The 24,442-nt window shown below is 62.8% G+C and carries 25 protein-coding genes, 1 tRNA gene and 2 pseudogenes; 23 read left to right on the top strand and 5 right to left on the bottom strand.

What is annotated here, in order from left to right:
• Window positions 1-17: 17 nt before the first annotated feature.
• The 4 genes from YA0848_RS02730 (at window position 18) to YA0848_RS02715 (ending at window position 3,092) form a co-directional block, all read left to right on the top strand.
• Window positions 18-1,421 carry an efflux transporter outer membrane subunit gene (locus YA0848_RS02730; protein ID WP_000078291.1) on the top strand — a complete coding sequence of 468 codons (1,404 nt, stop codon included), beginning with the start codon at window positions 18-20 and terminating at the stop codon, window positions 1,419-1,421.
• A 93-nt stretch (window positions 1,422-1,514) separates the two neighbouring features.
• Complete coding sequence (locus YA0848_RS02725) at window positions 1,515-2,420, top strand: LysR family transcriptional regulator (RefSeq protein WP_000405670.1); 906 nt, start codon at window positions 1,515-1,517, stop codon at window positions 2,418-2,420.
• A 32-nt stretch (window positions 2,421-2,452) separates the two neighbouring features.
• On the top strand, window positions 2,453-2,716 hold the full coding sequence (locus tag YA0848_RS02720; protein WP_000717310.1) for an EexN family lipoprotein: 264 nt from the start codon (window positions 2,453-2,455) through the stop codon (window positions 2,714-2,716).
• Between the two features lie 58 nt (window positions 2,717-2,774).
• Window positions 2,775-3,092, top strand: coding sequence for a DMT family transporter (locus YA0848_RS02715; RefSeq protein WP_000539741.1), 318 nt, complete (start codon window positions 2,775-2,777; stop codon window positions 3,090-3,092).
• 228 nt (window positions 3,093-3,320) lie between these two features.
• Here YA0848_RS02715 and YA0848_RS02710 read toward each other — a convergent pair.
• The 3 genes and pseudogenes from YA0848_RS02710 to YA0848_RS02700 all read right to left on the bottom strand — a co-directional run.
• Window positions 3,321-3,500: pseudogene (locus YA0848_RS02710) on the bottom strand (integrase core domain-containing protein); the annotation flags it as partial.
• 101 nt (window positions 3,501-3,601) lie between these two features.
• Window positions 3,602-4,132 carry a hypothetical protein gene (locus YA0848_RS02705; RefSeq protein WP_000043569.1) on the bottom strand — a complete coding sequence of 177 codons (531 nt, stop codon included), beginning with the start codon at window positions 4,130-4,132 and terminating at the stop codon, window positions 3,602-3,604.
• A gap of 281 nt (window positions 4,133-4,413) precedes the next feature.
• On the bottom strand, window positions 4,414-5,319 hold the full coding sequence (locus tag YA0848_RS02700) for a LysR family transcriptional regulator (RefSeq protein ID WP_023093368.1): 906 nt from the start codon (window positions 5,317-5,319) through the stop codon (window positions 4,414-4,416).
• A 305-nt stretch (window positions 5,320-5,624) separates the two neighbouring features.
• Here YA0848_RS02700 and YA0848_RS02695 point away from each other — a divergent pair, with 305 nt between their 5' ends.
• From YA0848_RS02695 to YA0848_RS02630, 14 genes and pseudogenes are all read left to right on the top strand, one after another.
• Window positions 5,625-7,622, top strand: a complete 1,998-nt coding sequence (locus YA0848_RS02695; protein WP_001163195.1) for a conjugal transfer protein TraG — start codon at window positions 5,625-5,627, stop codon at window positions 7,620-7,622.
• Window positions 7,619-8,095, top strand: a complete 477-nt coding sequence (locus tag YA0848_RS02690) for a ribbon-helix-helix protein, CopG family (protein ID WP_000085131.1) — start codon at window positions 7,619-7,621, stop codon at window positions 8,093-8,095. Before YA0848_RS02695 ends, YA0848_RS02690 begins: the two co-directional genes overlap by 4 nt.
• Window positions 8,092-9,162, top strand: a complete 1,071-nt coding sequence (gene trbB / locus YA0848_RS02685; protein WP_023093367.1) for a P-type conjugative transfer ATPase TrbB — start codon at window positions 8,092-8,094, stop codon at window positions 9,160-9,162. The genes YA0848_RS02690 and trbB overlap by 4 nt, the downstream gene beginning before the upstream one ends.
• Window positions 9,159-9,545 carry a TrbC/VirB2 family protein gene (locus YA0848_RS02680; protein WP_000150010.1) on the top strand — a complete coding sequence of 129 codons (387 nt, stop codon included), beginning with the start codon at window positions 9,159-9,161 and terminating at the stop codon, window positions 9,543-9,545. The genes trbB and YA0848_RS02680 overlap by 4 nt, the downstream gene beginning before the upstream one ends.
• Window positions 9,542-9,811, top strand: coding sequence for a VirB3 family type IV secretion system protein (locus YA0848_RS02675; RefSeq protein ID WP_003092280.1), 270 nt, complete (start codon window positions 9,542-9,544; stop codon window positions 9,809-9,811). Before YA0848_RS02680 ends, YA0848_RS02675 begins: the two co-directional genes overlap by 4 nt.
• Before the next feature lie 12 nt (window positions 9,812-9,823).
• On the top strand, window positions 9,824-12,274 hold the full coding sequence (gene trbE, locus YA0848_RS02670; RefSeq protein WP_095158518.1) for a conjugal transfer protein TrbE: 2,451 nt from the start codon (window positions 9,824-9,826) through the stop codon (window positions 12,272-12,274).
• Window positions 12,271-13,014, top strand: a complete 744-nt coding sequence (gene trbJ, locus YA0848_RS02665; protein WP_003092277.1) for a P-type conjugative transfer protein TrbJ — start codon at window positions 12,271-12,273, stop codon at window positions 13,012-13,014. The genes trbE and trbJ overlap by 4 nt, the downstream gene beginning before the upstream one ends.
• Window positions 13,015-13,026: 12 nt before the next feature.
• Window positions 13,027-13,353, top strand: a complete 327-nt coding sequence (locus YA0848_RS02660; protein ID WP_014603538.1) for a hypothetical protein — start codon at window positions 13,027-13,029, stop codon at window positions 13,351-13,353.
• Window positions 13,350-14,717: a P-type conjugative transfer protein TrbL gene (trbL, locus tag YA0848_RS02655; protein WP_001000746.1), complete on the top strand. Its 1,368-nt coding sequence runs from the start codon at window positions 13,350-13,352 to the stop codon at window positions 14,715-14,717. The genes YA0848_RS02660 and trbL overlap by 4 nt, the downstream gene beginning before the upstream one ends.
• An 18-nt stretch (window positions 14,718-14,735) precedes the next feature.
• On the top strand, window positions 14,736-15,440 hold the full coding sequence (gene trbF / locus YA0848_RS02650; protein ID WP_001211312.1) for a conjugal transfer protein TrbF: 705 nt from the start codon (window positions 14,736-14,738) through the stop codon (window positions 15,438-15,440).
• Window positions 15,437-16,429, top strand: coding sequence for a P-type conjugative transfer protein TrbG (gene trbG / locus YA0848_RS02645; protein WP_000776560.1), 993 nt, complete (start codon window positions 15,437-15,439; stop codon window positions 16,427-16,429). The genes trbF and trbG overlap by 4 nt, the downstream gene beginning before the upstream one ends.
• A gap of 2 nt (window positions 16,430-16,431) precedes the next feature.
• The gene (locus YA0848_RS02640; protein ID WP_003092274.1) at window positions 16,432-17,712 is read left to right on the top strand and encodes a TrbI/VirB10 family protein; all 1,281 of its coding nucleotides are present in this window, start codon (window positions 16,432-16,434) and stop codon (window positions 17,710-17,712) included.
• Window positions 17,709-17,954 (top strand): DUF2274 domain-containing protein, encoded by a 246-nt coding sequence (locus YA0848_RS02635; RefSeq protein WP_198712311.1) that lies wholly within the window; start codon window positions 17,709-17,711, stop codon window positions 17,952-17,954. The genes YA0848_RS02640 and YA0848_RS02635 overlap by 4 nt, the downstream gene beginning before the upstream one ends.
• Window positions 17,955-18,242: 288 nt before the next feature.
• Window positions 18,243-19,085, top strand: a pseudogene (locus YA0848_RS02630) (enoyl-CoA hydratase/isomerase family protein); the annotation flags it as partial.
• Window positions 19,086-19,089: 4 nt separating this feature from the next.
• On the opposite strand, the gene YA0848_RS02625 reads toward YA0848_RS02630, so the two are convergent.
• Both YA0848_RS02625 and YA0848_RS02620 read right to left on the bottom strand, forming a co-directional pair.
• Complete coding sequence (locus YA0848_RS02625; RefSeq protein WP_034112381.1) at window positions 19,090-19,524, bottom strand: DUF3757 domain-containing protein; 435 nt, start codon at window positions 19,522-19,524, stop codon at window positions 19,090-19,092.
• A 144-nt stretch (window positions 19,525-19,668) separates the two neighbouring features.
• Complete coding sequence (locus YA0848_RS02620; RefSeq protein WP_034137340.1) at window positions 19,669-20,052, bottom strand: hypothetical protein; 384 nt, start codon at window positions 20,050-20,052, stop codon at window positions 19,669-19,671.
• A 316-nt stretch (window positions 20,053-20,368) separates the two neighbouring features.
• Here YA0848_RS02620 and YA0848_RS02615 point away from each other — a divergent pair, with 316 nt between their 5' ends.
• The 5 genes from YA0848_RS02615 (at window position 20,369) to YA0848_RS02595 (ending at window position 24,383) form a co-directional block, all read left to right on the top strand.
• A complete protein-coding gene (locus YA0848_RS02615) occupies window positions 20,369-21,991 on the top strand; it encodes a methyl-accepting chemotaxis protein (RefSeq protein WP_169903309.1) in 1,623 nt (540 codons plus the stop codon).
• Window positions 21,992-22,075: 84 nt separating this feature from the next.
• The gene (locus YA0848_RS02610) at window positions 22,076-22,288 is read left to right on the top strand and encodes a cysteine-rich CWC family protein (RefSeq protein WP_034096371.1); all 213 of its coding nucleotides are present in this window, start codon (window positions 22,076-22,078) and stop codon (window positions 22,286-22,288) included.
• On the top strand, window positions 22,288-22,980 hold the full coding sequence (locus YA0848_RS02605) for a pseudouridine synthase (protein WP_034096370.1): 693 nt from the start codon (window positions 22,288-22,290) through the stop codon (window positions 22,978-22,980). Before YA0848_RS02610 ends, YA0848_RS02605 begins: the two co-directional genes overlap by 1 nt.
• A gap of 304 nt (window positions 22,981-23,284) precedes the next feature.
• Window positions 23,285-24,169: an alpha/beta fold hydrolase gene (locus YA0848_RS02600; protein ID WP_034096369.1), complete on the top strand. Its 885-nt coding sequence runs from the start codon at window positions 23,285-23,287 to the stop codon at window positions 24,167-24,169.
• A 140-nt stretch (window positions 24,170-24,309) separates the two neighbouring features.
• A tRNA-Gly gene (locus YA0848_RS02595) sits at window positions 24,310-24,383 on the top strand.
• The last annotated feature ends 59 nt before the right edge of the window (window positions 24,384-24,442 follow it).

The following is a 24,442-nucleotide window of genomic DNA, read 5'->3' as shown; positions in this document are numbered from 1 at the left end:
GAACGCAAGGAGCTGCCATGTCTCAAATTCTTGAACGCTATCGCCTCATTGCCATGATTTCTCCGCTACTGCTTCTTGCGGCCTGCAGCCATGCCCCGCACTCTGCCGATCCACCTCGCCTGGATGTACCGGCCCATTTCTCAAATGAAGAGGGAGGTGAAGGCATCTTGGACAAATCGTCCCGCCGTACTCTTCCCGTCGATTGGTGGACGGCCTACGGCGATCCGCACCTCAATGCCTTGGTCCGGGCGGCGCTGGAGCGCAATACCGAACTGACGATTGCGCGAGCGCGCGTGGACGAGGCATCGGCCGCCACGCGGCGAGCACGGGCCTCCCTGCTCCCCTCGTTGTCCGCGGGCACGCAGGCAACTCGAGGACGCGACTATTCAGAGAACGTTGCAATCGGCAATGATGGCCGCGCCACGTTGTCCGCATCGTGGGAGGCAGACCTGTCGGGACGGCTTTCGCAGGCAGCAGAAGGTGCGCGCCTGGATGCGGTGGCAGCCGAACAAGCGTGGGTTGCCACGCGGTGGCAGGTCGCGTTTGAAACAGTGTCGGCGGCTGTGCAGCAGCGCCAAGCCAGTGAGCTCGAAGCGCTAGCCGCGGCGCGGCTGGCATCCGCAGAACGACTCGTCTTGCTGATGCAACGGAAGTTCGAGGCCGGACAAGCTACCGGCTTCGACATCGAGCGTACCCGCGCCGGCGTCGTCGCACTGCGCGTGGAGCAAGAGCAACTGCGGCGTGCGCGCGGCGAGGCGACGCATGCACTCGATGTACTAGTGGGACAAACGCCCGGAGCGCCTGCAGCTTCCCCAACTCTTGCGTCGCTCGCCGTCCCGGACTGGACACCGACACGCATACCTGCGGACCTGCTGAGTGAGCGGCCCGACGTGCGCGCCGCCGAAGCGAAGTTCGCCGCCGAAACCGCGCGCTGGAACGCAGCCGAAGGCGAACGCTTCCCCAGGCTGGTGTTGGACCTGAGCGGCGGACGGCAGCGCGTAGAGAGTGTGGGAACCCGCATCACTGGAAACATTTTTTCACTTGGGGCCGGGGTGTCGTTGCCGATCTTCGATGGTGGCGCGATCCGTGCCGGCATCGAGACCGGAGAGGCGCGCAGCCGAGCTGCCCGTGCGGAGTTCGAGCGCACTTTGTTGAGTGCTTTGCAGGACGTAGAGAACGCATATCTCGGTTGGCATACGCAGCACGCAGCACTGGAGCATCAGGCCGAGGGTGTCGCAGTCGCGGAGCGTCAGCTCGATCGCAGCCGACGTCTGTTCGAGGCGGGACAAGTGGACGCCACGGTGGTGGCCGAGGCTGAGGCCGGGGTGCTGTCAGCGCAGGCTTCGCTGATCCGCACGCGGGCCGAGACAGCCATGCAATGGGGCGTCCTGGCAAAAGCATTATCCGGCTCTCCTGTTTGATCGCAGAAACATGCTGGAGCAGCTTGCGAAGGCTAGCTAAATAGCGTGACGCAAGGCGAAGGTGGTGAGGCCTGAGTGATGAGGAATGCGAACATGGAAATTCGACACCTGCGCTACTTTCTGGCGGTGGCAGAGGAGCTGCACTTTGCCCGAGCCGCAGAGCGCCTCCACATAGAGACATCGCCGCTGTCGCGCGCCATCAAGGAACTTGAGGAAGAGTTGGGCGTAGCGCTATTTGCGAGAACCACTCGGAGCACCCGCTTGACTCGTGCGGGCAGGCTCTTCTTTGAGAGCGTGCCGCGTGTCTTCGCAGCTTTGCAGCAGGCGCGCGACAGTGTGAACGCCGCAGCCAATGGCTTTCATTGCCAGCTCCGTATTGCATTGTCTGATGGAATCACGCCATCGCGCCTGCCTGCGTTGTTGGCGCTCTGCCGGCAGGAAGAGCCGGAAGTGGAAGTTCGCTTCTTCGAGGTGCCTTTGGCACAGCAAATCAAGGGATTGTGTGGCGAACTGTACGATCTCGGCTTCGCTCAATCGGATGAAGTCGGCGAAGGCATCATCGCCGTGCCGGTGTGGAGTGACCCTCTGATGGTAGCTGTGCCCGCACGGCACCCCTTGCTATCCCACAAACAGATTCCCCTAGAAGAGCTGTTGCGGTATCCGCTGGTGCTCTGCGACGCGGTGGCGTGTGAGGGCCATGCTCGGCAAGTTGAACGGGTGCTACGTCGCGTGGACATAGAGCCACTGATTGCCGAACGCGTGACTTCCAGCGATCTAATGATGGTCCTGGTTTCGGCGGGACTTGCACTAGGCCTCACAGGAGGCGCGCATATCACAGCCAGCAGGGAACAGGGGGTGGTCGCACGGCCGCTGACTGGACGTTCGCCAATGCTCACGACCTATCTACTACGGCCGGCCAGCGAGCCGTCAGAAATGCTGACTCGCTTCATGGAACGCGTTCATTCGATCAAATCTCCAGATGCCAAAGGTCGGCGGTAAACCATCACACAATCTCCCAAAGAAAATTAACCATGAAGAAGATTGCTCTCATATTGCTTTCCTCGACATTGGCAGCCTGCAGCCCATCTGGGAAACCAGATAAAGCCAACCTTCCGACAGTCGATGAATTAGCGCTCAATCCTGAGCGTCTGAAAGAGTTGCGCAAGCAATGCAAGTTGGATCGACCAATGCTGGGCGACCAACTATGTAACCGGGTTGCCGAGGCTACGCGAAAGCGCTTTTACGAAGATGGCGATGTGCCCCACACCACGCCTAAAGAGCCGCCGAAGTTCTAAGCTGGTGGTCATGCCGGAGTATGTATGCCGGATATGAAAAATTTGAAGGAGAATCGCAATGGGTTGGATCTATCTTGTTTTGGCTGGATTGTTTGAAATCGGATGGCCGGTCGGGCTGAAAATGGCGCAAGAGCCAACATCGCGTTGGAGTGGGGTCGCAGTAGCCGTCTCTTTCATGACAATTAGCGGCGCCTTCCTATGGCTTGCTCAGCGTCAGATACCGATTGGGACTGCTTATGCGGTGTGGACGGGTATCGGAGCGGCGGGAACTTTCTTAGTCGGAATTCATTTCTATGGCGACCCAACCTCCCTGATGCGATACCTTGGCGTGGCGTTGATCATCCTGGGCGTTATCACGCTCAAGTTATCGAGTTGATCGCTAGCTCCATTGGTAGCGTAGTCGCTAGGCGACCCAGCTCCCAGAGTGGATCGGGCGCTGGGAACTCGTACGGTCACCTCCTCTCTCTAGTCGCTATGTGACGAGCTTGCCGGCGCCTCGGGAGAGTTCGAGCCAGTGCGCGTAAGGCGGTGGGAGCACCCATTCCGGGTGGCTCCACCTTCAGTGCCTGCGCCAAGGTGACCTGAGTACGAACTTTGTAGCCAGTCAGGCAGTGAGTTCGGAGGGGATGCTATCGGATTGGATCCAGTTGCGCCGGATCGTCGCCGGCGGTTTGTAAGCATGCGCGCTATGCGGCCGCTGCTCGTTGTAGAACTGTCGCCAACGTTCGATCAGCACCTTCGCTTCGGTCCGACTGCGGAACCATTCGCGGTTGAGCAGTTCGTCGCCCATCGTTGCCTGCGAAGTCAGGACCAGCAGAATCCTGAGGGGAGTTCTCATCATGGTTTTCTCCGTTCAGACGCTTGGGATCAAGCGGCCGGAGACCACTACGCCTGCTTGGCTTTGCGCGCTGCCTCGACCAAGCTGTCGAGCCAGTCCTGATGGCCGTTGATCATCGGGTTGGGTTTGGCGTTGTGCAGCTCCTCGGCCGGTTTGCCCTTCTGAGTTTCCTGCGTGAGGATGCGCACGCGCCTGCCGTCCAGGTTCTCAACCAGCCAGGCGTGATGCACATCCAGGCGCGTATCTGTGCCTTCCTCGCCGGACCAGCCGTGCCAGGCCACGCGGCCGGGTTGCCCATCCGCAGGTGGCACGTATTCGTTGCACTGCCCCTCTACCGGGAAGCCGAAGGTCTCGAAGTAAAACCGATCGCCGTCGGCCAGTACCGGGCCTTTGCCGTCATGAAAGCACACGTTAGCCGAGTTGGCGTAGTAGCTTGGCCACAGCGATGGTGTGACGAGTAGAGGCCATACGTCGGCCGCGCTCAAGCCGGCGGCGATGATCTCATTGGAGGCGAAATTCTCAGTAAAGCCCGGCGTGTAGCCTTCGGGCCAGAGGATGGCGTTCTGTTGCTTGCTCATATCGAAGCTCCTTCACAAAATGTCGATGACGCAACAGGGGTGGCTGCGTCATTCAAGTGGTCATGGAGCAAATCATGAGCCTCCATCTGCAATAAGTGAAATCCTAAGTTTCTATTTTTGATATCATAAAATATGATATCAAGGCCTAGGTTCTGCCATCCACCGACTAGGCTATCTCGCAGCGGCGCTACGAAAGGGCGCGTCTCCAATTGAGCCGACTGATTGCTTATTTGTAGTGCGAGGTAGAGTTGTGCTGAGCATGACGATAGGAGCGATCTTGCCTACTTGTTGTTAGCACAGGAAGTGAACAGCAGTGCTCGTATCCAGCGATGTGCTGGATCGTGATGGGTGCGTTCGTGCCAAGCAGCCGTCTTGGTGAACCCCGGTATCTTCACCGGCGGCAGGGAGATAGCCAGCTTGTCCATACCGGCGACCAAGCGGCTCGGCAAGATCGCAACCATGTCACTGGCACGCAGGATGTCTGGCAAGATCAGAAAGCTCTTGACCGACAGTGTGACGCTGCGTCGTTTGCCCAACTGTTCTAGCGCATCGTCGGTGACGCCGCGGAAACCTCCACCATCGTAGGAAACAAGCGCATGGTCGAGAGCACAGAACTGTTTAACGGTCAGCTTGCGCCCCATAGCCGCAGGATGGTCTTCCCGCAGGACACACACATAGTGTTCCTTGAACAGCTCTCGGGCATGCAGATTTGGCGGAGTGATCTCTGGCGTCAGGAGGGCTAAATCGATCTGACCGCGCTCAAGCTGGTTCTGTAGCTGCCCGCTCTCGACTGGCACTAATGAGACTCGTACACGCGGTGCGTGCCGTTTAAGTGCCGATAGAAATGGGACAGCAACGGCACGCAGCGCATAGTCCGTCGCGGCGATGGAGAAGGTCAGTTGTGCGGTGGCCGGATTGAAGGAAGGTGGCTGGAGCAGCGCGTCGATTTCGGCGAGCACCTGCTTGACAGGCATCCCTAGATCCAGCGCCCGCTGCGTTGGAACGATACCCCGCTGCGAGCGCGCGAAAAGCGGGTCACCGAAGCTCTCGCGCAACCGCGTCAGCATGCCACTCAAGGCCGGCTGGGTTAGTCCCAGACGGGCCGCCGCCCGTGTCACATTGCGTTCGTCTAACAATGCGTCCAGCGCCTTGAGCAAGTTGAGATCCATACTCTTGATATTTTTCATTTTTATTCCAATCTTAAATATCATCGTTTTTCATGATATCTAAATATTGCCTATGAGTGGAAGCAAGGCCCATTGACGGCTTTTTTTGGGTAACTTGCTTGGAACTCTGTATGCGCCGCAGTGCGCTTTCGCTTGCGGCGCTTTTCTTTGACTCGCCACCGCGCTCATTCTTTCTTTTCCCTCGACCATTGTGCTGCGAACGGTCTTTGACCGGCACTAGCCCAGAACCGATCCTGACGCCTGCGACACCCCCTGTGCAACGCTTTCAATGAGACACCAGCGCAGGAGAAATCGGAGGACAGGTCATGCAAGGGACGAACGTTCTGTTCGGCCAGATCGCTGTGGTAATCGGCATCGTGATCGCCGGCGTCTGGGGCGCCACACAATGGACAGCAGCGACCCTTGGCTATCAAGTACGCCTCGGATCGCCCTGGTTCGATCTTCTAGGTGTACCGGTTTATCACCCGTGGCGCTTGTTCGAATGGTGGTTCTTCTTTGATGCCTACGCGCCGCACGTCTTCGACACAGGCGGTGCGATTGCGGGTGGTAGCGGTTTGTTCGCTTTACTCGTCGCCATCGCCATGTCGGTATGGCGTTCTCGGCAGTCGCGGCTGGTTACGACTTATGGTTCGGCACGCTGGGCCGATGCCGTCGACATCCGCAAAGCTGGACTGACCCTCCCGGCGGGCGTCTTCCTCGGCCAACACGACGACCAATACCTCCGACATGAGGGGCCGGAACATGTCCTGAGCTTCGCACCCACGCGCTCGGGCAAGGGCGTGGGCTTGGTGGTGCCTACGTTGCTTTCGTGGCCGGCGTCCGCCGTCATTCACGACATTAAGGGAGAGAACTGGAAGATCACGGCGGGCTGGCGTTCGCGCTTTTCGCACTGCCTGCTTTTCAACCCCACCGATAGGCAGTCGGCCGCCTACAACCCGCTGCTTGAAGTCCGGCGCGGCGCACATGAAGTGCGCGACGTGCAGAACATCGCCGACATTCTGGTTGACCCTGAAGGTGCGTTAGAGAAGCGCAATCATTGGGAGAAGACCAGCCACGCGCTACTGGTCGGTGCAATCTTGCATGTTCTGTACGCAGGCGAGGACAAGACGCTGCGCGGCGTCGCCAACTTCCTCAGCGACCCGGCGTGTCCGTTCGAGCTGACGCTGCACCGGATGATGACGACGAAGCACCTGGGCGATGCGCCTCACCCGGTTGTCGCATCCGCTGCCCGCGAAGTGCTCAACAAGTCGGACAACGAGCGATCGGGCGTGCTCTCCACCGCCATGTCGTTTCTCGGCCTGTACCGCGACCCGACCGTGGCCGAAGTCACATCGCGCTGCGATTGGCGCATCGCCGACCTGATTTCCGCCGAGCACCCGGTATCGCTCTATCTGGTGGTGCCGCCCTCCGACATAAGCCGCACCAAGCCGCTGATCCGGCTCATCTTGAACCAGATCGGGCGGCGGCTGACCGAATCGCTCGACGGCAGCGATGGCATCGCGCGCCGGCACAAGCTGCTGCTGATGCTGGACGAGTTTCCGGCGCTGGGTCGCCTCGATTTTTTCGAGTCCGCGCTTGCCTTCATGGCCGGCTACGGCATCCGCAGCTTTCTCATCGCTCAAAGCCTGAACCAGATCGACAAGGCGTATGGGCAGAACCATTCCATCCTCGACAACTGCCATGTCCGGGTGACTTTCGCCACCAACGACGAAAGGACGGCGAAAAGGATTTCCGAAACCCTCGGCACCGCCACCGAGCTTCGCGCGCAGCGCAACTACGCGGGCCACCGCCTCGCTCCGTGGCTGGGGCACCTGATGGTGTCGCGTCAGGAAACTGCACGTCCGCTGCTGACGCCCGGCGAGGTGATGCAGCTTCCACCTGAGGACGCCGTAGTCATGGTGTCCAGCGTTGCCCCGATCCGCGCGAAGAAGCTGCGTTACTACGTCGACGCCAATTTCAAGGATCGCGTCCTGCCACCGCCCGTGCTCGCAGTCGGGAGGTACGCCGACGCGCCGCCAGCCCGCCCCGACGACTGGAGCGGCTTGGCGATCCCGGCCGTACCTACGGCGCCGACCTCGGTATCCGCCGATGGTCCGGGCGGCACCGATGACGGCGGCCCGCGCCGCCAGCTCGAACTCTCCGAAACCGTCGCCTACGAGCCCGAGTTGGACGCGTGTGCGAACGACCTGGAGCTGCTCGATGACGACGACCTGGCGCTCCCGCTTCCCGGCCAGCTCGACCCGGCCATGCAGCGCACGGCCCGGCTGGCTTCTCTCGACCCCAACGACGGAATAGACCTATGAGCCAATACCGCCTCAATCTTTTCATCCAGCCCGAGCACGCCAAGCGCCTGGATGAACTTGCCGCCAAGAAAGGCGTGTCCAAGTCCTCCATCGTCGCAGCGGCCTTGGCGTCCTGGCTGTCACCCGATGCGGGCGACCAGCGTGAGGCCGCCATTGCCAAGCGGCTGGATCGACTGTCGCGGCAGACCGAACGCATGGAGCGCGACCAGAACATCCAGATCGAAACGCTGGCGCTGTTCATCCGCTATTTCTTGACCATCAGCACGCCGGTGCCAGAAGCCCACAAGGACGCGGCCCGCGCCCAGGGCAAAGCGCGCTTCGAGCAGTTCGTCGAGCAGTTGGGTCGCCACCTGCTGCGTGGCCGCAGTCTGGTGCGCGACGTGGTGGAGGAACTGCACCCCGATCCGATGCGGATGGATGACGCAGCAGCGATGGCGTCCGCCGATGAGCGAGCTGCAGAGCGTGCGTCATGAGTGCCGTTCCGCAGATTCCGCCTGAATCTCGCTCATCCGCCGCGGCGTCCCAGGATCGCCGCATCCAGATGCTGCGCACGGCGATGGGGCCGCTGATCGCCGCTGCGCTCGAAGATCCGGATGTTGTGGAAATCATGCTCAACCCCGATCGCACCCTGTGGGTGGATCGGCTGTCGTCGGGTCGCTCGCCGCTGGGCGTGGAGATGCCCGAGGCCGATGGTGAACGCATCATCCGCCTGGTCGCCGCGCATGTCGGCGCGGAGGTGCATCGCGGCCAGCCGCTCTTGACCGCCGAGTTGCCGGAAACCGGCGAGCGTTTCGAGGGCATCCTGCCTCCGGCCGCCCCGGGGCCAGCCTTCGCGCTACGCAAGCGGGCCGTGAGCATCATCGGCCTGGATCGCTACGTGGCCGACGGCATCCTGACCGCCGGGCAGGCCGAGTTCCTGCGCCGCGCCGTGCGCGAGCGGCAGAACATCCTGATCGCCGGCGGCACCAGCACCGGCAAGACCACGCTGGCGAACGCGCTGCTGGCCGAGATCGCCGCCACAGGCGACCGCGTGCTGGTGCTCGAAGACACCATCGAGCTGCAATGCGCGGCCCGCGACCATGTGCCGCTGCGCACCCGCGCCGGCGTCGTCACAATGACCGAGCTGGTGCGGGCCACGATGCGCCTGCGGCCTGACCGCGTGATCGTCGGCGAAGTGCGTGGCGGCGAAGCCCTGGACTTGGTGAAGGTCTGGGGCACCGGCCACCCCGGCGGCATTGCCACCATCCATGCCGGCTCCGCCTTGGGCGCACTGCTGCGTCTGGAGCAACTGATCCTCGAAGTGGCAGTGAATCCGCCCCGCGCCCTGATCGCCGAGGCGGTCAACGTGGTGATTCACATCGCAGGCCGTGGCCGCAAACGTCACGTCGAAACCATCTCCCGTGTCGTCGGCTTCGACGGTGCGGGCTATCGCCTGACAGATGCGCTGGAAACGCCGTTTCCCGAGCTGCCGCCGGTTCCTCTTGCAGCCGCTGCCGCTGCGCCTTCCTCGACCCCTGACCAACCTGGAGAACTGCCATGACGCACGTTGATGCTTTCCGTCTTTCCGTAAATCCTATTTCTCGCCTGTCCAGCATGGCGCGGCTGCGCCACCTGGCCCGTCCCGCAGGGCAAGGGCTGCTGCTGGCCGCGCTGATGCTGTTGCTGGCGGGCACGGCGCAGGCCGCCGGTTCCTCGATGCCGTGGGAAGGGCCGCTGACCTCCATCCTCGAATCCATCCAAGGGCCAGTCGCCCGGATCGTGGCGGTGATCATCATCATCTCGACGGGGCTTGCGCTGGCGTTCGGTGATACCAGCGGCGGCTTTCGCAAGCTGATCCAGATCGTGTTCGGCCTGTCCATCGCGTTCGCCGCGTCCTCGTTCTTCCTGTCGTTCTTCAGCTTCTCCGGAGGGGCCGTCGTATGAGTAAGGCCACCGATCTTCCGGGCTTTGAAGTGCCGCTGCATCGCTCGCTGACCGAGCCGATCCTGCTGGGCGGTGCGCCGCGCACCGTGGCGATTGCCAACGGCACGCTAGCCGCCGCCGTCGGGCTGGGCCTGCAACTGTGGATTCCCGGCGTGGTGCTCTGGATCGTCGGCCACTCGCTGGCCGTATGGGGTGCGCGCGTCGATCCGCAGTTCATGCAGGTCTTCGCGCGGCATATCAAACACCGCCCGCTTCTGGACGTGTGAGGGGAGGACGCCATGCTGAACCTTGCCGAATATCGTCAGCGCCCGGCCTTGCTTGCCGACTGGCTGCCCTGGGCCGGGCTGGTCGCGCCGGGCGTTGTGCTGAACAAAGATGGTTCGTTTCAACGCACGTTCCAGTTTCGCGGCCCCGACTTGGACAGTGCGACACAGGGCGAGCTGATTGCCACGTCGGCGCGGCAGAACAACGCGCTTCGCCGTACCGGGTCTGGCTGGGCCTTCTATATCGAGGCCGAGCGGATGCGGGCATCGAGCTATCCGCAATCCTCCTTTCCCGAACCACTGTCCTGGCTGGTGGATGAGGAGCGACGCGCGGCGTTCGAGGAGTCGGATGGCCATTTCGAGAGCGTCTATCACTTCACGTTGCAACACCTACCGCCGCAAGAGTCTCGCGCCCGTGCGGCTGGGATGCTGTACGAGAACCGGCCCACTGAGGGTGTGGACTGGCGTGGTCGGCTTGATTCCTTCGTGGCAGAGACCGATCGCGTGTTCGACCTGCTCGATGGTGTGATGCCGGAGATTGCCTGGCTGGACGATAGCCAGACGCTGACCTACCTGCATGCCACAGTCTCCACGCGGCGCTATCGCGTCGGCGTGCCCGACGTGCCGTTCCATATCGACGCACTGCTGGCCGATGCCGCGCTGGTCGGCGGCCTGGCGCCCATGCTGGGCGATCAGCACCTGCGCGTGGTGTCGGTACGAGGCTTCCCGACCTCGACCTGGCCGGGGATCTTGGACGACCTCAACCGCCTGGGCTTTGCGTATCGCTGGAGTACGCGCTTCCTGTGCCTGGACAAAGCCGAGGCGGAACGGGAATTGGGGCGCTTGCGGCGCCAATGGTTCGCCAAGCGCAAGAACGTCATCGCGCTGCTGCGCGAAACGATCTTTCAGCAGGAAAGCCCGCTGGTCGATACCGATGCCAGCAACAAGGCCGCCGACGCCGATGCCGCCTTGCAGGAGCTGGGCAGCGATCAAGTCGCCTTCGGCTACCTCACCGCCACGGTGACGGTGCTCGACGCCGACCCGGCCGTGGCCGACGAGAAGCTGCGCATGGTGGAGCGCGTCATCCAGGGCCGGGGTTTCGTGACCATCCCCGAAACCCTCAACGCAGTCGATGCCTGGCTGTCGTCCGTCCCCGGCAACGCATACGCGAACGTGCGTCAGCCCATCGTTTCGACGCTGAACCTGGCGCACATGATGCCGATGTCAGCGGTATGGGCTGGGCCGGAGAAGAACGAACACCTCGATGGCCCGCCGCTGATCGTCACCCGCACCGATGGCGCGACGCCGTTCCGGCTGGTGACGCACATCGGCGACGTGGGGCACACCCTTGTCGCCGGGCCGACCGGCATGGGCAAGTCGGTGCTGCTCGCCATATTGGCCATGCAGTTCCGGCGCTACTTCGGCTCGCGGATCTTCGCCTTCGACATGGGGCGCTCGATGCGCGCCACCATCCTCGGCCTTGGCGGTGAGCACTACGACCTCGGTGCCGATGGCGGCATCGCCTTCCAGCCACTCGCGCGAATAGCCCACGAGGGCTACCGCACCTGGGCCGCCGAATGGGTGGAGGGCCGGCTGCTGCACGAAGGCGTGACGGTCGGCCCGGACGAGAAGGCTGCCATTTGGTCGGCGCTGCGAAGCCTTGCCGGTGCGCCAGTGGAGCAGCGCACCATGACCGGCTTGTCGGTGTTATTGCAGTCCAACGCGCTGCGCCAAGCGCTCGCGCCCTATGTGTTGGGCGGCGCCCACGGCAAGCTGCTGGACGCTGACCACGACCGGCTGGGCATGGCCGACGTGCAGGGCTTTGAGATGGAAGAACTGATGCACAGCCCCGCCGCCGTGCAAGCAGTGCTGCGCTACCTGTTCGCCCGCTTCGACGAACGTTTTGACGGCGCGCCCACGCTGCTGATCCTCGATGAAGCGTGGCTGTTCCTCGATGAGCCGTCCTTCGCGGCCCGCATCCGGCAATGGCTCAAGACGCTCAGAAAAAAGAACGTCAGCGTCATCTTTGCCACGCAGTCGCTGGCCGACATCAAGGACTCGACCATCGCGCCAGCCATCATCGAAAGCTGCGCGAGCAGGATCTTCTTACCTAACCCGCAGGCCTCCGAGCCGCAGATTCGCACGATCTACGAAGGCTTCGGCTTGAACAGCCGCCAGATTGAGATCGTGGCGACCGCACAGCCCAAGCGCGATTACTACTACCAGTCGCGCCTCGGCAATCGCCTGTTCGACCTCGACCTGGGGCCTGTCGCGCTCGCATTCGCGGGCGCATCCACCCCTCAAGACCAACGCGATATTGACCGCGTGCTGACGCAGGCCGGCGCTCCCGGCTTCGCCGGCGCGTGGCTGCGCCATCGCGGCCTCGGCTGGGCCGCCGACCTGCTGCCGTCCGCTCCGGCGGCAGCTTCCTTTCTCGCTTCTCAACCGCTGGAGGTTTCACCATGAAGACCAAGCCCCGTTTGCTCTCTGTCTCACTCGCTGCCGTGCTGTCGGTATCGCTGCTGGCCGTGCAGCCCGCATCCGCGCTGACGGTGTTCGACCCGTCCAACTTCGTGCAGAACACGCTGACCGCCGTGCGCACGCTGGAACAGATCAACAACCAGATCAACCAGCTTCAGAACGAGGCGCAGATGTTGATGAACCAGGCCAGGAACCTGGCAAATCTCGACTTCAACATCGTCAACCGCCTGCGCTCGACGCTCGCCACCACCGAGCGCCTGATCGCCGAGGCGCGCGGCTTGGCCTACGACGTGCAGAGCATGGATGCCACGTTCGCCCGCCTGTACCCGGAACAGTACGCCGCCACCATCAGCGGCGACCGCATGGCACAGGACGCCCGCGAACGCTGGCAGAACACCTTGAACGGCTTGCACACCGCGATGCGGATGCAGGCGCAGGTGTCGCAGAACCTCGCCCAAGACGAAAGCGCGCTGGCCGATCTCGTGAGCCAGAGCCAGTCGGCCACCGGCGCGCTGCAAGCGATGCAGGCGACGAACCAGCTCCTGGCTTTGCAGGCCAAGCAGTCGATCCAGGCGCAGCAGCTCCAGATCACGCAAGACCGGGCCGCTTCACTGGAACTGGCGCGGCAAGCGGCGGCTATGGAGCGCGCCCGCGAAGTGCGGCGGCGCTTTCTGGGCACCGGCACGCCGTACACGCCGCAGTCCGTCAACTTCTATAACAACTGACCGGAGGCGGCCATGCGATGCGCTTCCGTCCTGATGGCCGTGCTGCTGACCGCGTGCGGCCAGCAGCCGGCCGAGAACCTGGCCGACGCCCTGGCCGCAGATCCGGTGCGGCTCAAGGCGTTGCGCGGGCAATGCGCGGCCGACCGGCAGGCCGTGGGCGAGGATGCCTGCCGCGCCGCCGCTGAAGCCTTCCGGCGGCGCTTCTTCGCCGGCCATACCGGGCCGGATGAATACAACTCGCTGGCTGAACTCCCGCCGATTCCGCCGAGCTTCGATACGCCCGCAGATGAATTGCCAGAGGGCGCCGTTCCGCTCACTCCGCCCGAGGATTCGCCATGAACGACGTGACCATCATCGACCGTTTCCTCGATACGTTCTCGCGCTACATCGACTCGGGCTTCGGCTTATTGCAGGGCGAAGTGGCATTTCTCACCGCCACGCTCATCGTCATCGACATGACGATCGCTGGCCTGTATTGGGCCATGAGCCACGCCACCGGCCAGGGCGACGACGTGATCGCCAAGCTGCTGCGCAAGGTGCTCTGTGTCGGCGCGTTCGCCTACATCATCGGCAACTTCAACTGGCTGGCGAGCATCGTGTTCCGCTCGTTCGCCGGCTTGGGAATTACCGCTACCGGCTCGGCCATCACGATGGAGAACTTCCTTCAGCCGGGCCGGCTGGCGAAGACCGGCATCGACGCAGCCGCGCCGATTCTGGAACAGATCGGGGACATGGCTGGGTTCCCCGAGGTGTTCGTGAACATCGACCCTATCGTGGTTCTGTTCATCGCCTGGCTGGTGGTGATCCTCTGCTTCTTCGTGCTGGCCGTACAGCTTTTCATCACGCTGATCGAGTTCAAACTGACTACGCTCGCCGGCTTCGTCTTGATCCCGTTTGCACTCTGGAACAAGACCTCGTTCCTCGCGGAAAAGGTGCTAGGCAACGTGGTGTCGTCAGGCATCAAGGTCTTGGTGCTGGCCGTCATCGTCGGCATCGGTTCAGGCCTGTTCGCCGAGTTCCAGGTGCATCCCGACGAACCATCCATCGACCACGCGCTGGTCGTGATGCTGGCCTCGCTCGCGCTGCTGGCGCTGGGCATTTTCGGCCCCGGTATCGCCACCGGCCTGGTGTCCGGTGCGCCACAGCTTGGTGCGGGCGCGATGGCTGGTGCTGCGGTCGGGGCTGTCGGCACCGGCGTTGCCATCGGCGCCGCCGTAACGGGCGTGGGCGGCGCCGTCATGGCCGGGGCACGAATGGCCCCGGCGGCCGCAAAGCTGGCCGGTGCCGGTGCGCGTGCCGCGACTTCGGCGGCCGGCAGTGCCCGATCGGCGTTCCAGGCCGGTTCCGCTGCGGCCGGCGGCGGTGCCAAGGGCGCGGCGGCTGGCCTCGGCAATGTCGCCAAGACTGGCGCACAAGCCGCAGGCCGCAGCGTCACCTCTGGTGCTTCCGCTGTTGGGCAGAAGGTGGCCGACTCCTTCCGCGCTGGCTGGAACGGCACAGAAGCCGGCAGCGACGGTGCTGGCCCCGGCCAGACCGCAGACGGCACCGCAGGCTCGCAGAAGCAAGAGCAACCGGCCTGGGCCAAGCGGATGCACCGCCGCCAGCAGGCTACCCATGCCGCGACCACTGCCGCCCACACGCTGCGCGGCGGCGACGGCGGCGGCTCCGGGCAAGGCCCGAGCCTGCGGGATTCCGATACCTAACCTTCAAGGAGAACACCCATGCGATTCAAACGACCGCAGGTGCGCTACGCCGATACGCCGCAGCCTGCCACCCCGTATCAAGCCGCCGCCCAGGTGTGGGACGACCGTATCGGCTCCGCCCGCGTGCAGGCGAAGAATTGGCGCCTGATGGCCTTCGGCTGCCTAGTGCTCGCGCTGTTGATGGCCGGCGGCCTGGTGTGGCGCTCGGCGCAGTCCATCGTGACGCCCTATGTCATCGAGGTCGATCAAGCCGGGCAGGTGCGCGCCGTGGGAGAGGCCGCCACGCCGTACCGGCCCGGCGACGCGCAGATCGCGCACCACCTGGCGCGCTTCGTGACGCTGGTTCGCTCGCTGTCCATCGACCCCATCGTGGTGCGGCAGAACTGGCTCGATGCCTACGACTACACCACCGACAAGGGCGCGGCGGTGCTCAACGACTACGCCCGCACCAATGACCCATTCGCCCGCATCGGCAAGGAATCGGTAACGGTGCAAATCACCAGCGTGGTTCGCGCGAGCGACACGTCTTTCAACGTGCGCTGGACAGAGCAGCGCTATGTCAACGGTGCGCCCGCCGGCACCGAACGCTGGAACGCCGTGCTTTCGACCGTCCTGCAAACCCCGCGTACTGAACAGCGCCTGCTCAAGAACCCATTGGGTATCTACGTCAACGGCCTGTCATGGAGCCGCGAACTGGATTCTTCCGAAGGAGCCAAACCATGAAACTTCGTTTCCGCCTTTACGTTGTTCCTTTGACGCTGCTGGCCCTCGCGGGCTGCGCCTCGCAGGGGAAGCCGCCGCCATCCATCTCGCTCGACGAGACGGTGCTGGCCCAGCCGTTGCCCGAACCGCCCAAGCCCGTCGAAGTCGTCGCCGTCCCTGAACCGCTGGCGCTGCCGGCGCAGTTGAAGCCCCTGCCGGAACTCGATGAGGCCCCCGTTGCGCCGGAGCCGGCCGACGAAAAGGTGCGCGTTTCCCGTGCCAATGCAGAAGCGCGTATCGCGCCTACCCGTGAGGGCTACGTCAACGCGATTCAGGTGTGGCCGTTCACCGATGGCGCGCTTTATCAGGTCTATGCGTCGCCGGGGCGCGTGACGGTGGTTTCGCTTCAACCGGGCGAGGAACTGGTAACGGTCGCCGCCGGCGATACCGTGCGCTGGATCGTGGGCGACACGTCCAGCGGCGGCGGGGCCGATCTGCGCGTCAATGTGCTGGTCAAGCCTATCCGCTCCGGTCTGAAAACCAATCTCGTCATCACCACCAGTCGGCGCACCTACCTGCTGGAGCTGACCTCGACCGAGAGGGCATGGATGGCGTCGGTGTCCTGGGACTATCCGAAAGACCGAATGCTCGCGTTGCAGCGCCAGGCGCAGGCAGCGCAGGCAACAACGCCTGTCGATACGGGCCTGTCGCTGGACAAGATCCGCTTCCGCTACGCGGTATCGGGCAGCAACCCGCCGTGGAAGCCTCTGCGCGCCTTCGATGATGGAGAGAAGGTCTATATCCAGTTCCCGCCGGGCATCGCCCAGGGCGAGCTGCCGCCGCTGTTTGTCATCGGCGCGCAGGGCGACGGGCAACTGGTGAACTACCGTTTTCGCTCGCCGTACTACGTCGTGGATCGCCTGTTCGGCGCGGCCGAACTGCGGCTGGGCGGCGATGGCGGCGACGTGGTGCGGATCGAGCGCACCGATGGTGTTGCACGGAGGAACTGACCATGAGCCAGGATGACACTCCCGACCTTGCCGCGCCGCAGGCGGACAAGGTGGCGCCGGAGGCAGTGGCGCTGCGCGCCCAGCCGCGTCCAGTCACACGCCTGAACCGGCGCTCGCTGGCCATCCTTGCCGGCGTCCTAGCGGTCGCCGTGCTCGGCGCGCTGATGTGGTCGCTGCAACCTCATCGACGCAGCACAGGCGAGCAGACCGAGCTTTACAACGTCGATCGCGTGTCAAAGTCGGAAGGACTGGATGCGCTGCCGACGGACTATTCCAAGCTGCCGCCGGCGTTGCTGCCTGCCGTTCCCGAACTAGGGCCACCGCTGCCGGGCGATCTTGGCCCGGCTATCGTGAAGTCGCAGCAACCGGCGACGGCTGCCTACGCGGCCCCCGGTCACGACCCGAACGATGCCCTGCGAAAAGAAGCCGAGGCGGCCGCGGCCTCGTCCGTGTTCTTCCGCTCGGGTGGGCAGAATGCGGCGCCGGTAGCGCAGACACAGGTGGCCGCTGCGCCGGGCTTCGCCGCCAATGCGGCGTTTGACCCGCTGGCGGCCGGGCCGGCCTCCACGGCGGCCCAACCTGCTGACCCGACAGCGGTGCAAAACCGGCAAGACCAGAAAGAGGCTTTCATGAAAGCTGGCCCCACTGAAACCCGTAATTCCGGCAATCTGACTCTGCCAATTTCGCCGTATCAGGTTATGGCCGGAACAGTGGTCGCAGGTGCCTTGGTGACGGGCATCAAGTCGGACTTGCCCGGCGACGTGATCGCCACGGTGACGGAGCCGGTCTATGACACAGCCACCGGGCGCTTCCTGCTGATTCCGCAGGGTTCGCGCATCCTGGGCAAATACAACAGCCAGGTCAGCTACGGGCAGAGCCGCGTTCAAGTCGTCTGGAACCGGATCATCCTGCCGGACACGTCTTCGCTCACGCTCGACAACCTGGCCGGCACCGACCCAGCCGGCTATGCCGGGCTGGAGGACGATGTGGACTACCACTGGGGCCGCATCTTTGCCGGTGCGGCACTCACCACGCTGCTGGGCGTCGGTGCCGAGCTGGCCGCGCCGGAGAACCGGCAGGATGGTGATCGCGTCATCATCGCTGGGCGCGACAGCGCGCAGGACAGCATCAATCAGGTCGGCCAGGAGATGACCCGGCGCAACCTCAACATCCAGCCGACCTTAACGCAACGGCCGGGCCTGCCGGTTCGCATCATCGTCAACCGGGATCTGGTGCTGCGGCCGTACCAGCCGCTGTTCTTCAACCGGGGGACTTCACGATGAGCACGACCAAGAAGCTGCGGCTCGGCCCGCTGCCGAAGACCGAGAGCACCAAGCTGACTTTCGTTTGCCCGACCAGCTTGAAAGTCGACCTCGACCGCTACGCCGCGCTACACGCGCAGGCGTATGGCGAGGCCGTTGATGCGGCGACGCTGATCCCGCATATGCTGGAAGCGTTCATGGCGGGGGATCGAGGATTCAGGAAGGGCACGGCGACCCACAGCACACCACCGAAGCCGCCATGATTGCACCGCATGCTATTCAACGGCATCCATCGAACGCGCAGCCCAGGCTGCGCGTTCTTCATTCTGGATGCCGCCGAGCCTGTTGGGCTATGATGATGCGACAGGCCCGCCGTTCCTCGGCAATCCAGCACTACACAGTGCGATGCGGCTTTCTCTCCCAACGCTCCTATGTCGCTCCTAGCCGACAACGCCGCTCTTCTTCTAAGCGGCCCCGAAAGGAGCTAACCTACTGTCCCATATACGGTTTCAAGTCCTTCTTGATTTGCGCGAAAGAATTGACACCGGCACTTTTTTGCCGCCGAATATCGACTCGATTACCGTTTGCACACCTACCCCAAACCGCTGATCTGCTGGGGTCACGGTTATGTGCTGGGCGGCGGCATGGGCCTGCTGCAAAGCGCGGCGGTGCGCATCGTCACGCCCAGCAGCCGGCTGGCCATGCCGGAAATCAGCATCGGCCTGTACCCGGACGTGGGGGCCAGTTGGTTCCTATCGCGCCTGCCGGGCAAACTCGGTTTGTTTCTGGGCCTGACCGGAGCGCATATCAATGGGCGTGACGCGCTGGACCTGGGGCTGGCCGACCGTTTCCTACGGGACGACCAGCAAGATCAGCTGCTCCAGGGCCTATTGCAATTGAATTGGCAGGAACAGACCGCGATGCAGCTCAACAGCCTGCTCAAGGCGCTGGCCCAGGAGGCGCACGACCAGCAACCCGACGCGCAATGGCTGCCGCGGCGCGCGCAGATCGACGCTTGGCTGGACGTGGGCGATGTGCGCTGTGCGTGGCGGGCCTTGAGTGCGTTGCGCGAGCATGCCGACCCGCTGTTCAACCGCGCGGGCAAAACATTGAGTGAAGGTTGCCCGCTGACGGCGCACTTGGTGTGGGAGCAGATCCAGCGCGCGCGGCATTTGTCCCTGGCCCAGGTGTTCCAGATGGAATACACCCTCAGCCTCAATTGCTGCCGTCACCCGGAGTTCGCCGAAGGCGTGCGTGCGCGGTTGATCGACAAGGATCAGACGCCTCATTGGCACTGGCCGGACATCAATACGATCCCGGACGCCGTGGTGCAGGCGCACTTCAACAAAGCGTGGGAGGGTAGGCACCCTCTGGCAGACCTTTCCGACTTTTGACAGCTCAGTGCTTGGAACGGTCGATGGTGAAAGAGCAATTATCGGGCTGGCTGTCATCGCAGATATAGATGTCCTGGCCGAAGGGATCCTTGGCCAGGCGCCAATGCAGGCTGCTGGTCAGCGACACGCTGTCGACCTCCTCCGAGCCGCCATAGCGCAGTGCAATTACTTGATCGCCGTTGGTTCGGTAGATGCACTTCTCAACGTAGCCGTTTTCCCGGGCCTGCCCCTGGGTAGGAATGAACAATGCGCCCACGAACCCGCTGACGAAATCCAGTTGGGTAACCTTAGGCCCCTGCCACAAAAGCTGCCCATCGCGCGCCTGGAAACGCCCCTCTTTTAATTGAACGGAGGACGCGTACGGACACCCCTGCTTCGCGCTGGCGTGCATAACGCCGCAGATCATCACCACAAGCAGGCAGATTGATCGCTTAACCACTGGACGCTCCATGCCTGACCGGCACTCTGATCCCTGTGAGTGAAATACATCTGGAGCGCGAAGGATACCTGTCAAATATGACAGTTCCGACAAACGGCAGACGAAAAAAAGCGGCGCTAGATGCGCCGCTCGATAGTGGGAAACTTACCAATGACCGCCGCGTCCGCCACCACGGTCGCCACGGTCGCCTCGACGGTCATGCCCACCGCGATCCCCCCAGCCCTGATTGGGATAAGGCCGGTAGCCGGCGCGCGGCCCGGACGGGTAGTAACGCGGCGCCGAGTAATAGCGCGGGGCCGGCTGGTAGTAGCGCGGCGCAGAGTAATAACGCGGTGCCGGTGCGTAGTAACGGGGCGCAGGGTAGTAATCACGCCGGTATTGATACACCGAGCCACCCCCGTAGTAGTACGTCGGCGCGGGTGAGGTATAGACCTCGGAACGGTAGTAGCTCTGGCCTCCCTCGTAATAAGGCACGCAAGCGGAAAGGGTCAGACCGAGTAAAGCGCTGAGCAGCATTCGTCGATACATGGCGGCCTCCTGGACCGCGAAAGAGCACCTTCAGCGACGCTGAAGGGCGGCATTCAGCTTTCACTGAATGACGAAATATCTGACATCAAAAACGGAATCTGGTGCGTTCCTGTAACAACTTGATACACCTAGGCCGCCTCTGATAAATGCCTATGGACGCTGCACTTCCGCAGCTCGAATCCAATCTTGAGCTTTAACGTTTCAGTTAATTTTTGGATGTTGAAACTCTTCGCTTTACCATGATGTCACTATGATGTCGCGTGCAGCCAGGGAGGCTCTAGCGTGCATACTTCGCTAACGTCCCCGGATTCGAACCATGAAAATTTCAACCAAGCTGCTGCTTTCGTTTTTACTGTGTGCGCTGGTCACCCTCGGGGTTGGCTTGCTGGGTATCAAGGGCGTGGTCAGGCTGTCCACGGCATTGGAACTCACGTTTTCCAACAACCTTGTATCTGTGAGCACCACGGCCGCCACCCTCAATGGGATCGTCGCGCACAACCGAGGCTTGTACCGCCTGATGGACGCCAGCCAAGGCGATGTGTCCCAGCAAGACCGCGACCGCGTACGCCAAGACATCGCCAACGAACTCAAGCGCAGCCAGGATGCCTACGCCACCTACCGCGCAACGCCACTGGCAGATGACGAACGGGCAGCGGGTGACAAACTGGATAAAGTGCTACCGAGCTATATCAGCAGTGCCGAACGCATTACAGCGATGCTCGACAGCGGCAAGATCGATCAGGCTCGGGCTGAACTCAACACCACCAACAACGAACTGTTCCGCCAGGCCCGCGAGTTGATCCGCGTGATCATCGAGTCCAACAACCGCCAGATCAAAGAAGGCGCCATCGCCGCCGACGAGCTGCGCAACAGCGCCTTGACGTGGATGATCAGTGGCATCGTACTGGCGTTCATCATCGCCATCACCGTGGGCGTGCTGATCACCCGTCTGATCACCCGCCCCATTGCCCAAGCGGTGCAGAGCGCCCAACGCATTGCCAGCGGTGACCTGACCCACGCCATCCTCACCGAACGTACCGACGAAGCCGGGCAACTGTTGATGGCACTGTCGGACATGCAGGGCGGCCTGAAAAACACCCTGATGGAAATCGCCAATGCTTCGGATCAACTGGCCTCGGCCGCCGAAGAACTGAGTGCGGTCACCGATGAAAGCACCCGTGGCCTGACCCGTCAGAATGACGAAATCCAACAGGCCGCCACTGCCGTCAACCAGATGACCGCCGCGGTGGACGAAGTGGCCGGCAATGCCGCGTCCACCTCCGAAGCCTCGCGCCAGGCCACCGCCGAAGCCGAAGACGGCCGCCAGCAGGTGGAGCAGGCGGTATCCGGCATGTCGTCGATGGTGGTGGAGATCAACGACTCGACGCAATCGGTCGTCGACCTGGCCAACCAGGTACGCGAGATCGGCAAGGTGATCGACGTGATCCGTAGCATCGCCGACCAGACCAACCTGCTGGCACTCAATGCTGCCATCGAGGCGGCGCGGGCCGGTGAGCAGGGTCGCGGCTTTGCGGTGGTTGCCGATGAGGTGCGGGCATTGGCCCATCGCACCCAGACCTCCACGGTCGACATCGAAAAAATGATCGGCGAAGTGCAGGTGGGCGCCGACGGCGCGGTGGCGGCAATGAACAAGAGCCTGACCTGGGCCAACAATACCCAGACCTTGGCGCAAAGTGCCGGTCAAGCGCTGCAACGCATTACCGCCAGCGTGGCCAAGATCAACGAACGCAATCTGGTCATCGCGTCCGCATCGGAAGAACAGGCCCAGGTGGCCCGTGAAGTGGATCGCAACCTGCTTAACATTCAGGACCTGTCCACTCAGACAGCCGCCGGTGCGCACCAGACCAACGCCTCCAGCCAGGACCTGTCGCGCCTGGCTACCTCGTTCAATGTGCTGGTCAGCAAGTTCCAGCTCTGAGTAGCCGAGGCAAGGTCGGCCCTGTATCGTGCAAGGCACGCCGGAATGGACCGGCTCCTTGCCCGATACCGCCCGAACCGACCGATGACCACGCCCACCCTCTGCCCCGCCTGCGGCGCCCGCAACGACTGCGCCCTGGCCGACCCTCGCCGCGTCGACCAAGCCTGCTGGTGCTACAGCGTCACCATCGATCCGGCGGTGCTGCAAGCCCTGCCGGACGCCCTGCGTAACCAAGCCTGCCTGTGCCCGCGCTGTGCCCAGGTCGACCAACAGTTGCGCGACGCCGAGCGATCCTGATGCGGGTCGATCGTTTCCTCAGCAACCTGCCGCGTTTCAATCGAAAACAGGTACGCCTGTTACTGGTGGAGCGGCGGATCCGGGTCGATGGCGTTGCCGTCAGCGATCCTCACCATGAAGTGCGCGAATTCAGCCGGGTATGCCTGGACGATGAGGTGCTGCAGGCGGGCAAGCCGGCGCGTTATTTCATGCTCCACAAACCCAGGGGCTGTGTGAGCGCGACGTTGGATCCTGAACACCCGACCGTACTCGATTGGCTCGATGAGCCGGATAAGGGCGAGCTGCATATTGCCGGGCGGCTGGACTTCAACACCACGGGCTTGCTGGTGATCACCAATGACGGCCAATGGTCGCGCCGGCTGACTCAACCGCAGACCAAGTTGCCCAAGGTGTACCGGGTCGAGACGCAACAGGACATCGGCCCCGAGTACGCGCCTACGTTCGCCGCAGGCTTGTACTTTGCCTTCGAAGACCTCACCACCCAACCCGCCGAACTGACGCTGCTGGGGCCGAGGACCGCGCGGTTGAGCATCGTCGAGGGCCGCTACCACCAGGTCAAACGCATGTTCGGACATTTCGACAATAAAGTGATCGACCTGCATCGTGAGCGCATGGGCCCGCTGGTGCTGGACGCGACCCTTGCGCCGGGCGAGTACCGGGCATTGACCGACGCAGAAATCAGACAGGTCTGACGACCATTCAGCCGGCGACTGCAAAAACCTATTTGAGCGCCTTGCGGCATCCCGGGTCTGCTGCTTGAATCAAACCGTCAGCCGCAATATGACTGACGAGTCGCCTATAAACTCCAAGACCCACCTTGCCCTGCCCGCGCTTGATCCACGGGCCCTCCAGGCAAACCGCCCGCCATAACAACACCCGCCGGCCAGCCGTAATCGGACCGACATGGGCCTTCCTTTTCCAGGCGTATGCCTACCTGTCACAAAGCTCGTGCAGAGTGTTCTGCGCGCCCTACCCGCTTGCCAGGAGTCTTACGACATGAGGCCAGAAATCGCTGTGTTGGATATACAGGGTCAGTATCGGGTTTACACGGAGTTCTATCGCGCGGATGCCGCTGCAAAGACCATCATTCTGGTCAACGGCTCAATGGCCACCACGGCATCCTTCGCCCAAACCGTGAAGAGCCTGCACCCGCAATTCAATGTGGTGTTGTACGACCAGCCCTACGCCGGCCGTTCCAAACTCCATAACCGCCACGAGCATATGCTCACAAAGGACGTCGAAGGCCATATCCTGCTGGAGCTGATCGAGCACTTCGCCGCCGAACATGTGTTGTCGTTTTCCTGGGGCGGCGCCGCCACCCTGGTCGCCCTCTCCCAGCGCCCGCGCCGGGTGGAAAAAGCCGTGATCAGCTCATTCTCACCGGTGATCAATGCGCCCATGCGCGACTACCTGGAACGCGGCGTCGATTACCTGAGCAACCTCGACCGCGACCGTGTCGGCCACTTGGTCAACAGCACCATCGGCAAGCATCTGCCCTCGCTGTTCAAACGGTTCAACCACAAGCATGTGAGCAGCCTGGCCGAGCATGAATACGGGCAGATGCATTTCCACATCAGCCAAGTGCTCGACAGCGACCGGTTGTGCTACCTCAAGGCGGCCAAGCAGATCGACATTCCGGTGCTGTTCGTCAACGGCGAATGGGACGAATACACCAGCGCCGACGATGCCAGGCTATTCGGTCAATATGTGAAGAACAGCAGCTTCAGTAGCATCCAGGCCACCGGTCACTTTCTGGACATGGAACACAAAGCCGCGTGTCGGGACAGCCGTGACGCCGTGGTGGGTTTCTTGAAGCCGGAGCAGCGTATCAACCGGCCGCGCTACGACCGCGGCCAAACGCAACATGCGTTCGCACTCTGAACCGCAGAGGCCTTGCCGGCTCACCATGGTGAGCCGGCAAGAAGCCGTTCGTCACCTCGGCAGATGCACGCAACCTGCACATTTTCCAAAGAAAAACTTCAAATCCCAGCGCGCATCTGGTACAAAGTCAGCCGCTCTGAGCGGGTGTCGTATAATGGCATTACTCCAGCTTCCCAAGCTGATAACGAGGGTTCGATTCCCTTCACCCGCTCCACTCAGATTCGCTCCCCGTCACGCCGTTGCTGACGGGGATGCATCGGCATAGGGGACGGC

Origin of the sequence: Pseudomonas sp. S4_EA_1b (assembly GCF_016307435.1) — a bacterium.
Lineage (GTDB): Bacteria > Pseudomonadota > Gammaproteobacteria > Pseudomonadales > Pseudomonadaceae > Aquipseudomonas > Aquipseudomonas rhodesiae.
The sequence above is the reverse complement of the archived record's forward strand: the minus strand, read 5'-3'. Positions and strand labels throughout refer to the sequence as shown.

Excerpts from the sequence above, each read along its gene's own strand:
- YA0848_RS02610 (WP_034096371.1), top strand. The coding sequence starts at position 22,076 with ATGACCACGCCCACCCTCTGCCCCGCCTGCGGCGCCCGCAACGACTGC.
- YA0848_RS02705 (WP_000043569.1), bottom strand. The coding sequence starts at position 4,132 with ATGAGCAAGCAACAGAACGCCATCCTCTGGCCCGAAGGCTACACGCCG.
- YA0848_RS02675 (WP_003092280.1), top strand. The coding sequence starts at position 9,542 with ATGAGTAAGGCCACCGATCTTCCGGGCTTTGAAGTGCCGCTGCATCGC.
- trbL (WP_001000746.1), top strand. The coding sequence starts at position 13,350 with ATGAACGACGTGACCATCATCGACCGTTTCCTCGATACGTTCTCGCGC.
- YA0848_RS02605 (WP_034096370.1), top strand. The coding sequence starts at position 22,288 with ATGCGGGTCGATCGTTTCCTCAGCAACCTGCCGCGTTTCAATCGAAAA.
- trbF (WP_001211312.1), top strand. The coding sequence starts at position 14,736 with ATGCGATTCAAACGACCGCAGGTGCGCTACGCCGATACGCCGCAGCCT.
- YA0848_RS02715 (WP_000539741.1), top strand. The coding sequence starts at position 2,775 with ATGGGTTGGATCTATCTTGTTTTGGCTGGATTGTTTGAAATCGGATGG.
- YA0848_RS02720 (WP_000717310.1), top strand. The coding sequence starts at position 2,453 with ATGAAGAAGATTGCTCTCATATTGCTTTCCTCGACATTGGCAGCCTGC.
- YA0848_RS02700 (WP_023093368.1), bottom strand. The coding sequence starts at position 5,319 with ATGAAAAATATCAAGAGTATGGATCTCAACTTGCTCAAGGCGCTGGAC.
- YA0848_RS02690 (WP_000085131.1), top strand. The coding sequence starts at position 7,619 with ATGAGCCAATACCGCCTCAATCTTTTCATCCAGCCCGAGCACGCCAAG.
- YA0848_RS02635 (WP_198712311.1), top strand. The coding sequence starts at position 17,709 with ATGAGCACGACCAAGAAGCTGCGGCTCGGCCCGCTGCCGAAGACCGAG.
- YA0848_RS02725 (WP_000405670.1), top strand. The coding sequence starts at position 1,515 with ATGGAAATTCGACACCTGCGCTACTTTCTGGCGGTGGCAGAGGAGCTG.
- trbG (WP_000776560.1), top strand. The coding sequence starts at position 15,437 with ATGAAACTTCGTTTCCGCCTTTACGTTGTTCCTTTGACGCTGCTGGCC.
- YA0848_RS02620 (WP_034137340.1), bottom strand. The coding sequence starts at position 20,052 with ATGTATCGACGAATGCTGCTCAGCGCTTTACTCGGTCTGACCCTTTCC.
- YA0848_RS02730 (WP_000078291.1), top strand. The coding sequence starts at position 18 with ATGTCTCAAATTCTTGAACGCTATCGCCTCATTGCCATGATTTCTCCG.
- YA0848_RS02680 (WP_000150010.1), top strand. The coding sequence starts at position 9,159 with ATGACGCACGTTGATGCTTTCCGTCTTTCCGTAAATCCTATTTCTCGC.
- trbE (WP_095158518.1), top strand. The coding sequence starts at position 9,824 with ATGCTGAACCTTGCCGAATATCGTCAGCGCCCGGCCTTGCTTGCCGAC.
- YA0848_RS02660 (WP_014603538.1), top strand. The coding sequence starts at position 13,027 with ATGCGATGCGCTTCCGTCCTGATGGCCGTGCTGCTGACCGCGTGCGGC.
- YA0848_RS02640 (WP_003092274.1), top strand. The coding sequence starts at position 16,432 with ATGAGCCAGGATGACACTCCCGACCTTGCCGCGCCGCAGGCGGACAAG.
- YA0848_RS02695 (WP_001163195.1), top strand. The coding sequence starts at position 5,625 with ATGCAAGGGACGAACGTTCTGTTCGGCCAGATCGCTGTGGTAATCGGC.
- trbJ (WP_003092277.1), top strand. The coding sequence starts at position 12,271 with ATGAAGACCAAGCCCCGTTTGCTCTCTGTCTCACTCGCTGCCGTGCTG.
- trbB (WP_023093367.1), top strand. The coding sequence starts at position 8,092 with ATGAGTGCCGTTCCGCAGATTCCGCCTGAATCTCGCTCATCCGCCGCG.
- YA0848_RS02600 (WP_034096369.1), top strand. The coding sequence starts at position 23,285 with ATGAGGCCAGAAATCGCTGTGTTGGATATACAGGGTCAGTATCGGGTT.
- YA0848_RS02615 (WP_169903309.1), top strand. The coding sequence starts at position 20,369 with ATGAAAATTTCAACCAAGCTGCTGCTTTCGTTTTTACTGTGTGCGCTG.